The sequence below is a fragment of the Hymenobacter sp. BT730 genome (genome assembly GCF_030542105.1).
GTDB lineage: Bacteria > Bacteroidota > Bacteroidia > Cytophagales > Hymenobacteraceae > Hymenobacter.
Genome location: NZ_JAUOFB010000007.1, coordinates 1 through 14925 on the forward strand (window position 1 = coordinate 1; position 14925 = coordinate 14925).

14 protein-coding genes and 1 tRNA gene are annotated in these 14925 nt (G+C 53.6%); 3 read left to right on the forward strand and 12 right to left on the reverse strand.

The features are described from left to right. Positions 1-274: 274 nt before the first annotated feature. The 9 genes from Q4G72_RS15400 to rpmH all read right to left on the reverse strand — a co-directional run bounded on the left by Q4G72_RS15400 (position 275) and on the right by rpmH (position 8847). Positions 275-1504, reverse strand: a complete 1230-nt coding sequence (locus tag Q4G72_RS15400; protein ID WP_303312320.1) for a serine hydrolase — start codon at positions 1502-1504, stop codon at positions 275-277. Positions 1505-1773: 269 nt separating this feature from the next. Continuing rightward, a complete protein-coding gene (locus Q4G72_RS15405) occupies positions 1774-2985 on the reverse strand; it encodes a hypothetical protein (protein WP_303312321.1) in 1212 nt (403 codons plus the stop codon). Positions 2986-3041: 56 nt separating this feature from the next. Continuing rightward, the gene (locus Q4G72_RS15410; protein WP_303312322.1) at positions 3042-4391 is read right to left on the reverse strand and encodes an APC family permease; all 1350 of its coding nucleotides are present in this window, start codon (positions 4389-4391) and stop codon (positions 3042-3044) included. A 155-nt stretch (positions 4392-4546) separates the two neighbouring features. Beyond that, positions 4547-5059 carry a DUF2480 family protein gene (locus Q4G72_RS15415; protein ID WP_044511731.1) on the reverse strand — a complete coding sequence of 171 codons (513 nt, stop codon included), beginning with the start codon at positions 5057-5059 and terminating at the stop codon, positions 4547-4549. Between the two features lie 55 nt (positions 5060-5114). Continuing rightward, complete coding sequence (gene tsaB, locus Q4G72_RS15420; protein WP_303312323.1) at positions 5115-5816, reverse strand: tRNA (adenosine(37)-N6)-threonylcarbamoyltransferase complex dimerization subunit type 1 TsaB; 702 nt, start codon at positions 5814-5816, stop codon at positions 5115-5117. 39 nt (positions 5817-5855) lie between these two features. Beyond that, entirely contained in the window at positions 5856-6416 is a 561-nt protein-coding gene (locus Q4G72_RS15425; RefSeq protein ID WP_303312324.1) for a hypothetical protein, read from the reverse strand. A gap of 86 nt (positions 6417-6502) precedes the next feature. Further along, positions 6503-8197 carry a S41 family peptidase gene (locus tag Q4G72_RS15430; protein WP_303312325.1) on the reverse strand — a complete coding sequence of 565 codons (1695 nt, stop codon included), beginning with the start codon at positions 8195-8197 and terminating at the stop codon, positions 6503-6505. 28 nt (positions 8198-8225) lie between these two features. Continuing rightward, positions 8226-8654 (reverse strand): ribonuclease P protein component, encoded by a 429-nt coding sequence (locus Q4G72_RS15435; RefSeq protein ID WP_303312326.1) that lies wholly within the window; start codon positions 8652-8654, stop codon positions 8226-8228. A gap of 34 nt (positions 8655-8688) precedes the next feature. Further along, positions 8689-8847 (reverse strand): 50S ribosomal protein L34, encoded by a 159-nt coding sequence (rpmH, locus tag Q4G72_RS15440; RefSeq protein WP_044511719.1) that lies wholly within the window; start codon positions 8845-8847, stop codon positions 8689-8691. Between the two features lie 240 nt (positions 8848-9087). On the opposite strand from rpmH, the gene Q4G72_RS15445 reads away from it, so the two are divergent. Together Q4G72_RS15445 and Q4G72_RS15450 are read left to right on the forward strand one after the other, a co-directional pair. Further along, positions 9088-10824, forward strand: coding sequence for a M61 family metallopeptidase (locus tag Q4G72_RS15445; RefSeq protein ID WP_303312327.1), 1737 nt, complete (start codon positions 9088-9090; stop codon positions 10822-10824). A 19-nt stretch (positions 10825-10843) separates the two neighbouring features. Then, positions 10844-11644, forward strand: a complete 801-nt coding sequence (locus tag Q4G72_RS15450; protein ID WP_303312328.1) for a hypothetical protein — start codon at positions 10844-10846, stop codon at positions 11642-11644. 86 nt (positions 11645-11730) lie between these two features. On the opposite strand, the gene Q4G72_RS15455 is transcribed toward Q4G72_RS15450, so the two are convergent. The 3 genes from Q4G72_RS15455 to Q4G72_RS15465 form a co-directional block, all read right to left on the reverse strand. Next, positions 11731-12048, reverse strand: coding sequence for a hypothetical protein (locus tag Q4G72_RS15455; RefSeq protein ID WP_303312329.1), 318 nt, complete (start codon positions 12046-12048; stop codon positions 11731-11733). Between the two features lie 133 nt (positions 12049-12181). Then, complete coding sequence (locus Q4G72_RS15460; RefSeq protein WP_303312330.1) at positions 12182-13117, reverse strand: PfkB family carbohydrate kinase; 936 nt, start codon at positions 13115-13117, stop codon at positions 12182-12184. A 99-nt stretch (positions 13118-13216) separates the two neighbouring features. Then, positions 13217-13293: transfer RNA gene (locus tag Q4G72_RS15465), tRNA-His, on the reverse strand. 168 nt (positions 13294-13461) lie between these two features. On the opposite strand from Q4G72_RS15465, the gene Q4G72_RS15470 reads away from it, so the two are divergent. Next, a complete protein-coding gene (locus Q4G72_RS15470) occupies positions 13462-14886 on the forward strand; it encodes a DEAD/DEAH box helicase (protein ID WP_303312331.1) in 1425 nt (474 codons plus the stop codon). Positions 14887-14925: the final 39 nt, after the last annotated feature.

Below are 14925 nucleotides of genomic sequence, written 5' to 3' on the forward strand. Positions count from 1 at the left end.
TCCCTGCTCAAAACTTTTTCCAGTGGCCTGATGCCTGCCTGCCCTGCCGCGTTCCGGTTTGGGAGTGCAAAAGTGCGACTCTTCTCCCCCATTTCCAAACCCCCGCCCGAAGAAATTGGCAGAGTAAGTGGGTAAGGCAAGCCCGGCTTTCGCTAGTGCCCTGAGCAATAACCGGTTGAAGGTTTCCTTTAGTTCATCACCCTCTTAAAAAAGTTTTGAGTAGCCTGTTAATGGCTTCTAGCTCCCCTTTCATGGCCTTTGTATATAAAGCAATCTAGCGTTGAGCCTCTTTCTCAAATAGAGATGAAAGGTCTGGGCGACGGGTGCGTGGACGTTTTGCTTCGTATTGATATAGCACGTGCCCTAATGCTTTCAGGAAGGGCATACCGATGGATTCATACTCATAAGAACCATCATTCAGAATACCATCTTGATTTACATAGAGCACAGCACTGAGCATAAATTCGCTTTTATGCGTTGAATCGGCGAAAAAGGCTACATCCGCCAAATACCCGTGCGACATTCCTACTACATTATATATGCGTAGTCCGGCCTGTGCATGTTGATAAGGCTGACGACCATAGTATAGATACTTCTTATAGGCATCGAAATAGGCGCGGTTGCGGTAACGCGAAAAACCAGAGCGGTGCGGTGTATTATATAGGTAATGCTGGAGGAAAGCATAATCATCGGGGGTGAGCTGGAAGCGTTGGGCAGATGGAGTAGCTTCTGGGAATAGAATTGCTTTGAGCATATCCGTCACATTCTGCAACGGGAGATAGTTAGCAGTAGTAAAATCATAGGGCTGATAAATAATGTACCCACCAGCTTGGTAGCCACGGCCTTTCTGGATGCGGCCTAATGGCAAAGGGAAAGAATGCGGGTTTACAGTGGCGGGCTGCTGATAGATAACCTGGCCCTTAGTGGGATTCAGGAAAGCAATAGGGTTAGTGTGACGGTTAGCGGCTGTATCACAAGGAGCAAAGCGGCGTGTGATGCGGGCAGTGGGGTAACCTAACTGCCACAGCCGCTCATTGAGAGGGCGCTGCCCTAAGAACTCATAAAGACGATTATAGGCTGCGTTGTCGCTGACGAGTAGCATACGCTTGATGTAATTGCCAACAGTATTTACCTGGTCGGAATCGGCGGAGGGAAGGTAGGGGGCGGTGGTTTGGCAGCGGAAAGCTGCCCCAGTAGCCATTGGAGTGCGACGCGTGAGCTCACGCTTACTTAGATGGTGTAGCTTTTCAAGAGCTAAAGCGGCAGTGGGCAATTTTACTAGACTGGCCGGGTTGAAGTATTGCCGGGCATTGAGGTGATAGTTGTATTGGGTAAAGTGTGGATGGTTCTGTTGGTCGCGGTTAATTTGAGTGTAGATAATTTGTAGCTCGTACTTATCGGCGTGGTTTACTACTTCGGCTAAGCGGGCGTCACTATGAAGCAGACTATCGAGCAAATCCCGGTGGACAGCTAGCGGCGCAACGTCAGGTGCAGAAAGCTGCACCTTAGAAGGACTGCTGGCGCTACTACTCATTATATATAGGAGTATACAGAACAGAAATGGATGTAAGGGCTGAAGGATGCACATTCCTAATTGGGGTATTGAAACGGAAAATCAGTGAAGCAATTGATTCCTACGAAAGCACTGCTGCCCCTTCCCTATTTATTTGGTAAAAAACGAAAAGAGGTTGCGACTTATATGCCACAACCTCTTTACTTCCTGCTGCCAGATAGGCGCAGCTTATACCTATTATATAGAGTATAGCCGATGAGCTACTCCCCTACTGCTTTATTACGGCGGGCCAGCAGCAGGTTAGAGTCGTTTTGGCGCCAGTTGTAGCCGGTGCCAAAGGGCAATGGACGGGGACGATGCACTGAATCGGTATAGGCCTGGGTTAGCTCGGGCTGATAGTGCTTCGCGAAAAGGTTGATAGGGCGCTTATAGGTGCCATAATAAATGAATTGCCAGTCAGAAGCGGGGAAGTATTTCATGGCAATGCCGGAATCATCCTGCAGAACATAGTTACTGCGGTCCATTATCAGGTTGCGCACTTTGCTGAAATATGGCTTGTGCATGAGGTACGTGGCCGACTTAACGTAAGTAACAACCGGGCCCAGGATGCGCACATACTGTAGAATGGCATCTTTGGTGGTGCCTAGCTTCCAGTCGCTGAGGTCGGCGGAGAAGTAGTACACACTTTTCTCCTGGCCTTTAGCATCGCGCAGCTTCATTTCTACGCCGGGAATGATTTTGGAGCCTGGGCGGTGAATGGTCATCGTATCGGCTTCGGTCATCTGGCCCTTGTTGTCGAGCTGGAGGTAGCGGATATCGGTTACCTGGTTGCCGGTGCGCGAGGCAAAGAGCATCATCAGCGGCAAAGCGCCATCCAACTCAACGGATTTTAGGTCGATGGCCATATCGTTGGTGCGGAAAAAGCTAAAGTTCAGCACTGACCACAGGGAGGCTTTGATGGCGCTGAACAACCTAGGATTTTCCAGCGTGCTACGGCGTGGCACAGTACCTACCGGCTCTAAGCCCACCAATACAAAGGTTTGGGCGGTAGGGAACATGGTGTAGACATTCAGGAAGTCGGGCCCGCTGAAGGGATAAAACACCGTGGAACTGCTACGGCGTACAGAATCCAGCTCACCGGCGGCCCAAGCCTGGATGCGGCTGGTGCGGGTGTTGTGATAATTGATCCAGCTTTTGTCGGCATCGGCGGCAAATGCCTGCCAGGCGGGCTGGGCCGTAAGGGGGCGCAGGTCGCTCTGGTGGCTAACGGGCTGACCAGCCAGGTAGGCCGCTACGTCCTGCATGGCCGTAGTATCCGGGGCCGGCACCGCAACAGTTGGAGTAGCGGCGGTATCTACCGAAGTAGGGGAAGCCGGTTTTTGCTGTTCGCTGGCTGTGTCTTTTTTCTCTGAGCAGGCAACGAGAGCCGTGAAAGCAAGTGGTGCCAGAAACCTGAAGAGGGAAATTCTCATGTAGGGGATATAGGAGGACAAAATGGTAGGAGCAGCAAGTTAGCTTTTCAGCATTTTCACTCCTTATATATAGAGTGTAATGCAGTAGCTGACTTTTGCCCCTTTGCCGGGCGGCTAACCGCCTTATATACCAGCAGACCCAATAGTACCGTAGCCAACCCGTACGCGGATTCCATGGGTTTATCACGCAGCAGGAACAGGAGCGTCCAGCCACTTAAGCCCAAAAAGAGCAGGGGCGTTATGGGGTAGCCCCAAGCCCGGTATGGGCGGGGCAAATCGGGGCGGCGCCAGCGCAGAATAAATAGCCCCAGCACGGTGAGGAAAGTGAACAGGCTTAGAACAAAGCCAGCATACAGCAATACTTGTTCAAAGGTGGCTGTGAGAATAAAAACCAAGGTAAGCACCGTTTGCAACAGCATAGCCCGCACGGGAATACCGGCCCGGCTTACGTGAGCCAACGCGCGCAGGCCCGTCAGGTCCTCTCCCATTACCTGCACAATGCGCGGCCCGGCAAAAATCATGGAGCTGATAGTGGATACCAGCAGTACCGCAATAACGCCGCCCATCAGGCGGCCAATAGCAGGACCGAACAGCGAATTAGCCGCCACGAAACCCACTTCGACCTGGCCAGCCAAAGCATTTAGTGGGGTGGAATACAGGAACACGAAATTCACTCCTATATATAATAGAAGAACCACGGCCGTACCTATGAGCAAAATGCGTGGCAGATTCCGTTGCGGATCATCCACTTCCCCCGTCATATATACAGCGGCATTCCAGCCGGAATAGGCATAGGACACATAAATCAGGGAAACGGCAAAGGCTGGGCTTAACACTTCCTTCCAGCTCAGCGCACTGGGACTGAAGGATAAGGGCTGTGGAGTGGCGGCCACCAGCCCGGCACCAATAAAACCAACCAAAACCAGCACTTTAATGGCCGTAATCAGCACCTGCAGGCGGCTGCCGACCTGCTTACTGCTGGCATGTACCCCTGTGAGCAGCAATACTACTACCACCGATAGCACCTGCGGCTGCACCGAGGGCCATACATTTTGCGCATATTTTCCCAGAGCCATTGCCGCCAGCGCCGTGGGAGCCGCAAACCCAACCGTAGCCGATACCCAACCGGACAGAAAGCCTACCGCGGGGTGGTAAATCCGGGAGAGGTAGTGGTACTCACCGCCCGAGCGGGGCATGGCCGCGGCCAGTTCGCCATAGCTGAGCGCCCCGCATAGGGCAATGAGTCCGCCCACGGCCCACAACATCAGCAGCGCAAAGCCGCTTTTGAGGCCCAGTATCTGAAACCCCAGGCTGGTAAATACGCCGGTGCCCACCATATTGGCAATAACGATGGCAATGCCCGTGATGACACTGATTTTGTAAGCGGCTTTTTGGGGTTGCGTCATAAGAGCTATTTACCGGCAAAGATGCAAAGTTGCTTTTTGCCGATGCAGAAGTAGCCTCCTGCGGGACCATGCAAACCTCAGCAACGCAAAAAGCCCCTGCCGTTTTATAACGCCAGGGGCTTTTAGATGACCTTGCCAAGAATATTTCCGACGAATCAGGCTTTCGGACGCTTGTACAGCGGTACCGTGCTGCAGGGCTCGCCATACATAATGCTGCTGGCCACCGGCAGAAGTTTCTGCATAATGGCCACGTAGGCATAGGTAGGCACGGGTTTCTCACCACAGCCTTTTACCACCATTTTAGCATCCCGGTACTGTTCAGCGTCAATGCCCGCAATGGCTTCCTGAAACAGCTCCTGCTCCAAGGCTTCCAAGTTGCCGAACACGTACCGGTGCGCATGGCCCTGCAGTTTGGAAGCCAGCAGCATGTACGCCCAGGTAGGTACAATGGCATCGGCGGAGCAGATAATGGCTACATTCTTGCCGTCGTACTGGCTCCAGTCGTGGGTTTTGATGAATTCGCGGAAGTCCTTTTCCCGCAGCATTAAGCCATGGAATAGGTTTTCTTTGATGTCATATACCACCCGCTCACCGGGATGAATAAATTCTTCCAGATTGAGCGTAGTGAGGGCACTTTGCGTGACGCGGTTGATGAGGGTGTCTTCCATTATATAGCTGATAGACGTTAGAGGGAAGATTTTTTTGACAGCTTGCCTCCTAGTGCTAAGCCTTAGACTTGGGGGTAGTGGTGTATACTTCTTTTAAGTAGAACGGCTCGTAGTAGGCCACATCCCGGAAGTCCTGCTCCCGGAAAGCCTGCACAGCCAGCGCCCCTACCGCCACTGCAGATGGCTGAATATCTGCCAGAAAATCGGCATGGGCATTACCGGCCACAAGCGGCTGAAACTTAATGGCGCCGTTACCAAAGCATAACAAGCGGTGGTGGGCTAATTGTTCGGCCAGCGTGGTTTCCTCCAGAATAAGCGGTGTGGGCGCCAGCACTTCCCGGCCTTCGTGGGTGTAGAGCGCGGCATATACCTCCATACGACGGGCATCCAACATGGGGCAAAAGAGGTATTGCTCCGGCCGGGCCGTGTAGGAAGCTACCTGATAAGCCAGCGCCTGCAGGGTACTGATAGCCACCAACGGAATTTCCAGCGCAAAGCAGAGCCCTTTTGCTGCGGCCGCTCCTATGCGCAAACCGGTGTAGGAGCCCGGCCCATCAGAAACCGCTACGGCCGCTACATCCTGTAACGTGTACTGGCAGTTTTCCAGCAGCTGATTCACCAGCACGCTCAGGTGCGAGGAGTGCGACTTCTCCAACCGCAGTTCCGACTGCCCCACCAGACTACCATCGGCTACCCGGTGCAGGGCTACGGAGCAAATGGTGGAAGAAGTTTCGAGGGAGAGAATGAGACTAGGCATGCTGCAAAGGTAAGTGCTACAATGGCAGCCATACACTAATTACCTAATAGCAGAAGACAAAGTAGCTTCTTCCAGCGCCTGCCGTTCTCGCATCTGCCTTTCCCACAAACGGTTTATTCTTGGCTGGATGAACCAGATGCCAATAGGCCAAAAGAGGAATAACAAGAAGGTGCCTATGCGTCGGGTTGCATCAGGCAATTGTCCTGTCTCCTTCTCTTCCAGCAAGGAAGTAATAAACCAGTGAACGTGGAAATAGGCAAATACAACATACAGGGATAATAGGAATCCCGCGTTTTTACCTTTAAAACTAGTGGTGGTAACATGAAACATTGGATCATCTATTATACTGCTATACCCTACTGCGGCTAAGAATATAAAGACGTCGACCAAGAACCACTTGAAATTATATCCATGAACAGATACCCCGAGCCGGCCCATAGCATTGACCAGATAAACCAGCCAACTCATCAGGAACACCGCTTTCAAAAAATTAAAAATGGATAAGATATCCACATCATTTGTAAACCATGAAGCGACATGAGGCACCAGCAAGAAGCAGAATAATTGCCAATGCTTCAGACGAAGGATATAGTCATTCATAATAACTGCACTCTAACCAGAGGATAAAAAGAAAGCTACCCCAAAGATGAGGTAGCTTTCTTTTTATCCAATTCTTCTTCCGTTTTTTACTTCGTACCGGCACTCTTCATGGCGCTGGCCGCTTTGCCGCCGGGCTTAAGCAAGGCAGCATAGCGGTTGGGCTCGTTCAGCACCTGCACAGCGGCCAGAATATTGGGGTCGTCATCAAAGCTGGCTTCAATACTGCCTTTCTGGAAGTAGTAGCGCGACACAATTTCCTGCTCCAATAGCTCCCGGATTTCGGGTTTAAAGCGAATCAGGTCGTTGCTTTTGTTGGTAGAAACTTTCCGGCGGATAGCTTCCAGCTCGTTTTTCACGTCGTCGTAGTGCTTTTCCTCTTTGGCTTTCTTCACTACATCGGCCAGGCTTTTCTCTACCTCAGTGCTGTAGCTAACATCTTTGCCCTGCAGAAACTGAATAAATTTCTGGTACTCGGCATCCGAAAGCTTAAAGTCCCGGGCCGGCGGAATGCTGGCATGCTCGGCGCGGTAGCGCGTAGCAAAATCGAAGAGGTAGTTTTTCTGCAGCAACAGGCGCGTAATTTCAGCTATATCCTGCTCCGCTACTTCAATATCGGGCGCTACGCCGCCGCCATCAAATACGGTACGGCCCGTCTGGGTTTTGAAGGCCGTGCGCAAGGAGTCCGGGAACTTGCCCAGCGAACCATCATCAGCACGGTGTGAGTAGTCAATTTCCTGAATGCAGCGGCCGCTGGGAATGTAGTATTTGGCGGTGGTAACCTTCAGCTGCGAGTTATAGCTGAGTGGGCGCGTGGCCTGCACCAGGCCTTTCCCGAAGGTACGCTCCCCCACCAACACGGCGCGGTCGTAGTCCTGCAACACCCCCGATACAATTTCGGAAGCCGAAGCCGAACGGTTGCTGGTAATAATGGCAATCGGAATCTGGGTATCCAGCGGCGTATCCAAAGCCTTATAGGTCTTGTTCCACTCCGTTACTTTCCCCTTAGTGCTGACGATATCCAGACCTTTATCCACAAACAGGTTGGAGATATTCACTGCCTCGTTCAGCAGTCCACCAGGATTGTCGCGGATATCGAAGACTATTTTCTTCGCGCCCTGCTCCTTCAGCTTGCTCACCGCCAGACGCACTTCCTTACCGGCATCTACCGTGAAGCCGGCCAGCTGGAAATAGCCAATATCATTGGTGAGCATGCCGTAGTAAGGCACGTTGTCTACCTGAATTTTGTCGCGGGTGATGTTGACTTCTACCGGCGCATCCTGGCCGTAGCGCGTCACCATCAGCTTTACCTGCGAGTTGGCCTGCCCCTTCAGCAGCTTGCTGATATCGGAGTTGGTCTTTTTCTCGAGGCTTACACCGTTGATGTTCAGGATTTCGTCGCCAGGCAGCAGACCGGCTTTCTGGGCCGGGAAGCCCTCATAGGCCGCCTGCACAATGGTTTTGGTCCCGCGTTTCACTACTACGGCCCCAATACCGCCGTACTGGCCGGTGGTCATGGTGCGGAAATCCTCGATATCGTCCTCGGGAATGTAGTTGGTATACGGGTCCAGGGATTTGAGCATGGCATCAATCCCGGTTTTCACCAGCCTGGAAGGCGGCACCTCGTCTACGTAATACGTATTCACCTCCTTAAACAAGGTGGCAAAAATGTCGAGGTTCTTGGCAATTTCGAAGTAGCGCTCGTTGTCGGACGCTGACCGAAAGGATACGAGGAGAGCAGCGCCTCCTAGCAGAAGACCGGCAGCAATAGATTTTTTACGCATAGACTGAGCAGGAAGCAAGTAAACAACCCTACGAACCAGACACCGCGCCGGCCTGCGGCGTTGCATCTGTCAACAAACGCTCTAGCCCTGAAATTAATTTTTTTTCGACCAGCGTAAAAGGCTTTTTTTCCTTGCCGGTATAAATAATGGCCAGTAAGCCCACGCTATGGCCTCCTGCTGCCTCCGTGAGGCGAAATTTATTTAACCGATATGCTTCGCGCATCAGGCGCTTAAAGTAGTTCCGGTCAACGGCCCGCTTAAAATTGCGCTTGGATACACTTACCAGTACCTGCGGCGGCGCCATAGTAGCGGCGGGGGCAGGCAGCCATATCAGCCGAAGGGGGTATAAACCAAAAGAAGAACCCCGCGCGAATAGCTCATCAATGAGCTTTTTTCGGCACAAGTGTTCTTCTTTCGAAAACGAATAAGAGCGCGCCCCCGGCGTAGTATCATCCATGGGTGGGAGCAAAGCGGCGGCAGCCGTCAGCGGTTTAGCGCTTATGACGGCCTTCGTCGGATACGCTGATGCGCTTGCGGCCTTTGGCACGACGGGCGGCCAGCACACGGCGGCCATTGGCGGTTTCCATGCGCGAGCGGAAACCGTGCTTATTGCGGCGCTTGCGCTGCGAAGGCTGAAAAGTACGTTTCATGATATGTGAAGTGACTCAGTAACAGGTAAGGCCGGCAAAGGTACGCCCTTGTTTTGAAAATGGCAACGCTTCTGGCGGCTTTTTGCAGCAATAGCGCAAACAAGTTCCCGCAGCACCCCGGGAAAGTCCCTCACAAAAGTACCACTATCTGCCGGGCAAACCCGTAAGAAAGCCCGCGTTTATCAGCCGGATAGGCGTACCTTTACTCCTGATTTTCTGCCCTGCCGCCCCCGCGCTTACATGATTCACTATTACGTTTCGTTTGAGAACCCGCTCACGTTCTACGCGCAGGTTCAGATAACCTTTGAAGTACCCACTACGGCCTCTGGCGCGCTGGAATTGCAATTACCCGCCTGGCGGCCGGGCCGCTACGAGCTGCAGAATTTCGCCCAGAAAATACAACGGGTGGTGGTAGAAGATGCCGCTTCCAGTGAGGCCCTCCCCTACCGCAAGCTCACCAAAGACCGGTGGGAAGTACGCGGCGCGGCTGGCCGCACCGTGCGGGTTCGCTACAATTTCTACGCCCACCAAATGGATGCCGGTGGCTCTTGGCTGGATGAAACCCAGCTCTACCTGAACGGCGTACAGTGTTTTATGTATGTAGAAGGCCGGCAGGAGGAAACCTGTCAGTTGACGCTGGCCCTGCCTACGGGCTGGCAAATTGCCTGCGGCCTCCCGCAAAGCGGCCCCAACACGCTCCAAGCCCGCAGCTTCGACCATTTAGTGGACTCCCCCTTGATTGCCAGCCCTACGCTGGTGCATCAAACCTACCAGGTGCAGGGCATTCCCTTCTACGTTTGGATTCAGGGCGAATGCACGCCTGACTGGTCCCGCATTCTGCAGGACTTTGCCGCTTTCACCGAAGAGCAGCTAACCCTATTCGGGGGCTTTCCGGTGTCAGACTATCATTTCCTGAATGAGATTCTTGCTTATAAGCACTACCACGGCGTAGAGCACGGCAATTCCACCGTTATTACGCTGGGCCCCGCTGAGTTGCTGATGACGGAAGGGCTGTACAAGGAGTTTCTGGGCGTGAGCTGCCACGAGCTGTTCCATACCTGGAATATCAAGAGCATCCGGCCCGCCGAGATGCTGCCGTACGACTACGCCCGGGAGAATTACTTCCGCACCTGCTACATAGCTGAGGGCATTACCACCTACTACGGCGAGTATCTGCTGGCCCGCAGCGGCGTGCGCACCGTGGAGCAGTACTTCCAGGAGCTGAACACGGTGCTGCGCAAGCATTACGATGATTACGGCCGCTACAACCTTTCCCTGGCCGATGCCAGCATGGACCTTTGGCTGGATGGCTACAAGCCCGGCGTGCCGGACCGCAAAGTATCCGTGTACCACAAAGGGGCTTTAGTGGCCATGCTGCTCGACCTCACTATCCGGAACCTCTCCCAGCACCAGCGCAGCCTGGATGACGTGATGCGCCGCCTGTGGCAGGAGTTTGGCCAGACAGGCATTGGCTACACCGAGCAGGACTACATGCGCCTGGTAACCGAAGTAGCTGGCCAGGATATGCAGGCCTATTTCTCTGACTACGTGTATGGAACCGCCGCGCTGGAAGAACCGCTGGCCGAGGCGTTGGCTACCGTAGGCTGTATGCTGTTGATTGAAGAAAACCCCTCGGCTTCCGAAGGCACCTTTGGCTTCCGGGCAGTAGTGAAAAACGAGCGGACCGAGGTTACTGATATTCTGCCCGGCTCGCCGGCTGCTGCGGCCCTTACAGTAGACGATGAAATTGTAGCTGTGAATGGCCGCCGCGTAGCTATGAATCTGCAGTCGTTGCTATCCACGGATCATCTGCCCCAGTATGAGGTAACGGTGTTCCGCCAGAACCGGCTGCTGACAGTTACGCTGCAGGGCAATGCAGCGCAGCGCTATTGGCAGAAAATCACGGTAGAGAAGCTACCGGATGCCACCCCAGCCCAGCAAGCCAGCTTCCGGCAATGGCTGAAACAAGAATTTTAAGCGCTGTGCTCTCGATAGTATGATGCCATCTGTACGCATCCTTTCGGGGCTGGCACTGAGCATGCTGGCGGCCTGCTCCCTGCGGGTTCAACCCAAAGAACAGGCTAAACCCCAGCCCAGCGGCACCTCCCTAAAGCGTGCGGAGCCGCGCCCCATCTACCGCTGGGCCCACCTGGATACTCTCACGCTGGAAGGTGGCCGGGTGCTTAAGCTGTACCCTGCTCCTGCCTCCGTCTACAACCGTTTGCCTGCGCCGGCGTGGCTGGTTACAACCTCGGCCGCTGAAGAAGATGCCGAGCTGGATATTTCCCTGGAAGAACAGCGCCGCCTGCGTACCGCAGGCCCTGCAGTACGCCGCGTAGGCCGTAGCTTACTCCTGCGCACTCGTAGCGGTGCTACTATACGCCTCACTGATAATCCCGCCGAGGACTACGATACCAACATTGCTTTTGAGTACGTAGCCACCCTGCCTAGTATCAGCCAATGGCTTATCTCAGTGCATTTGTATGAAGGCGGCTATTACATGCTGGTAAGTCAGCACACGGGCCGCCGCACCAAAGTGTGGAGTCCACCGGTAATTTCCCCCGATGGGCAGCATTTTGTATGCGGCAACTCCGATGTGCTGGCCCGCTACGAGCCCAGCGGCCTGCAGGTGTGGGAAGTGCAGGGCCAAAACCTGCGCCTGCTCTGGCAGCGTCAGACCGAATGGGGCCTTAGTCAGCCCCGCTGGCTTGATAACCGCAGTATCCTCTTCGGTCAGGATTACTTTGATAATGGCGACGTGGATACCCGCGTGATGCGCTTGGCCGTGGTACCGTAAATCATCAGACCAACTCGGATTTTACCCAAACAAAAAAGCCTCTCAGAAATTTTGAGAGGCTTTTTTGTTCTGTTTTTTAGGGGCAACTAGTGACGAGTGTCGCCACCTTTGCCCACTTTTTTATTACCATCAACGGACATAGGCTTGTTGCCTTGTGGGTTGCTGCGGGGCTTATTGGCCTGGGTATGGCGCACTTCATTGAAATTGCCGCCGGGCGTATTGCCTTTAATCTGGTTGCCAGCTTCCGTAATCATATTCTGATTCAGGTTCTGGGTCTGATTACCTCCACTATTCGAGTGATTCCGGGTTTCTGGATCTACCGGAGCAGCATTAGGCTGCATGCTATCGGGAGCCTGGGGAGTTTGCTGCTTTTTATCGGAAGGCTTATTCTGCTGATTTTTCATGGCGTAGAAAGCTTTGGGTGAAAACTCTACTGTCTTGTACCGCTTTCTGGTCGCCAGGGTTGTCAAAAGAAACGGCCTTCGGCCCCCAGATTACAGGGATAGCCGAAGGCCGTTTTATAGAAATCAGCGGGGCTTAGGCGTTTTGCACGACCGAAGCAGGAACTACCGCTACCAAATCAGCAAACTGCTGCTCGCGGGCCTCCACTTCTTTATCGGTGAGGTGCAGCAAACGCTCGGTACCAAACTTCTCCACGCAGAACGAGGCCATGGCCGAGCCGTGAATCACGGCGCGCTTCATGTTATCGAAGCTGATATCGTCGGTAGCAGCCAAGTGCCCAATAAAGCCGCCTGCAAAGGTGTCGCCAGCGCCGGTGGGGTCAAACACTTCTTCTAGTGGAAGGGCGGGCGCAAAGAAAATCTTGTTTTTGTGGAAGAGCAGCGCGCCGTGCTCCCCTTTCTTGATGATGAGATACTTTGGACCCATGGCCATGATTTTGCGGGCCGCCTTCACCAAAGAATACTCGCCGGAAAGCTGGCGGGCTTCTTCATCATTGATGCTGAGCACGTCCACCATTTCAATGGTGCTGATGAGTTCTTCCAGAGCCACGTCCATCCAGAAGTTCATGGTATCCATCACAATCAGCTTGGGACGGTTCACGAGGCGCTGGATCACGAGGCGCTGCACCTGCGGGGCCAGATTACCCAGCATCAGGTATTTGCAGTCCTGGTAAGCATCCGGAATAATGGGGTCGAAATCGGCTAGTACATTCAGCTCGGTTACCAGCGTCTCGCGCGAGTTCAGATCGTTGGCGTATTTACCCGACCAGAAGAATGACTTCTCGCCTTCCTTGATTTGCAGACCTTCGGTATCTACTCCGTGCTTTTCCAGCAGGCTGATATCTGACTGCGGAAAATCGTCGCCAACTACGGCTACCAGTTTCACAGGCTTCAGCGAGTAGGAAGCCGATAGCGAGATATAGGTAGCGGCACCACCAATAATCTTGTCGGTTTTGCCGAAGGGGGTTTCCAGCGCGTCGAACGCTACGGAGCCGATAACAACCAGACTCATAAGGAGAGGATCTAAAGTGAGGTCTGCAAAAATGCATTGCCAAGGCAACGCTCTAATCAACAAAAAAGTCCCCGGAAATTTCTCTCCGGGGACTTCCATTGGGGTAAATAATGGGGCTCGAACCCACGACCTTCGGAATCACAATCCGACGCTCTAACCAGCTGAGCTATATCTACCAGGTAGGTAATGGAGCGACAAAAGTAACGCCTAAAGGAGAAATTACAAGCATTTCAGGCAGATTTTTTTCTAGCTCGCTGACCGGAAATACCTAGTAAGCTGACCCTCTGTGACTCTTTCCGCCGGTATTCCCCGTACCTTTGCAGATTCAAAAGCATTTTACGATTATGTCTGATTCGCCCCAGCCGGCAGCGTTTGCCGATTTCAAGCTCAATAAGCAATTGCTCACGGCCGTAGCCGAAGCAGGCTTTGAGCACCCTACGCCCGTGCAGGAGCAAACCATTCCGCTGCTGCTGGCCGGCCACGACGTGCTGGGCATTGCTCAGACCGGCACCGGCAAAACCGCAGCCTTCGGCCTGCCGCTACTCATGAAAGTGAAGTATGCACAAGGCATAAATCCCCGGGCCCTGGTCCTGGCTCCCACCCGCGAGCTGGCTATGCAGCTGGAAAGCCATCTGCAAAAGATGGCCGTGCACACCGACCTGCGCATTTTTGCTATCTACGGCGGCCTTGGTCCTAAAACTCAGATTGAAACCATTGCCAAGGGCGTAGATATTCTGATTGCCACGCCCGGCCGCCTGATGGAGCTGTATCTGAAGGGCAACTTGGTACTAAAGGAGATTAAAACTCTAGTGCTGGATGAGGCCGACAAAATGATGGATATGGGCTTTATGCCCCAAATCCGCCGCATTCTGGAGGTAATTCCGAGCAAGCGCCAGAACGTGCTGTTCTCCGCCACCATGCCGGATAAAGTATCGGTGCTCAGCGAGGAATTCCTGGAATTCCCGGTGCGGGTGGAAGTAACACCCGCCGCCACCTCGGCGCAAAATGTAACCCAGTCGCTGTACGAGGTGCCCAACCTGCTGACCAAAATTAACCTACTGGAATACCTGTTTCTGGACTGGGACGCCTTCCACCGGGTGATGATTTTCACCCGCACCAAGGAACACGCCGAGAACGTGGCCAGCTTCCTGAAGCGTAAGGCCCACGGCGAGGTGCGCGCCATTCACGGCAACAAAGGCCAGAATGTGCGCATTAATGCTATGGAAGCCTTCAAAGCCGGTGAAATCCGCTTTCTGGTAGCTACTGATGTAGCTGCACGCGGCATTGACGTCCCTCAGGTAAGCCACGTCATTAACTTCGACGTACCGCTGGTGTATGACGACTACGTGCACCGTATTGGCCGCACAGGCCGCGCCCAGCACACTGGCGCCGCCATTACCTTCGCTAACGAAGCCGAAATGCACCATATGGCTCGCATTGAAGAGCTCATCAACCAAAAAATTCCGCTGGTAGCAATGCCGCCTGAGGTAAAGGTGATGGAAACCCAGTTCGATGAGCAGCAGGGCATGGACCGGGAGATAGATGAGCGCCGCCGCCGGGAGGACCCATCCTTTCAGGGCGCTTTCCATGAGCGCAAGGAATATGTAAAGCCTGGTGTTACGATTGACAAGCGTACCGGCAAAACCTATAAGGAAGGGCCCAACCGTAGCCAGAAAGGCAACAAAGCAAACCCTTCTAAAAAGACTGCTTCCAAACCAGCCGTGAAAGCAGCCAAAGCTGCCATGGCCCGGGCCAAGCGCCGGAAGTAAGTCTTAGAAGCATAAAAAGCCGCTCCGGATACCCGGAGC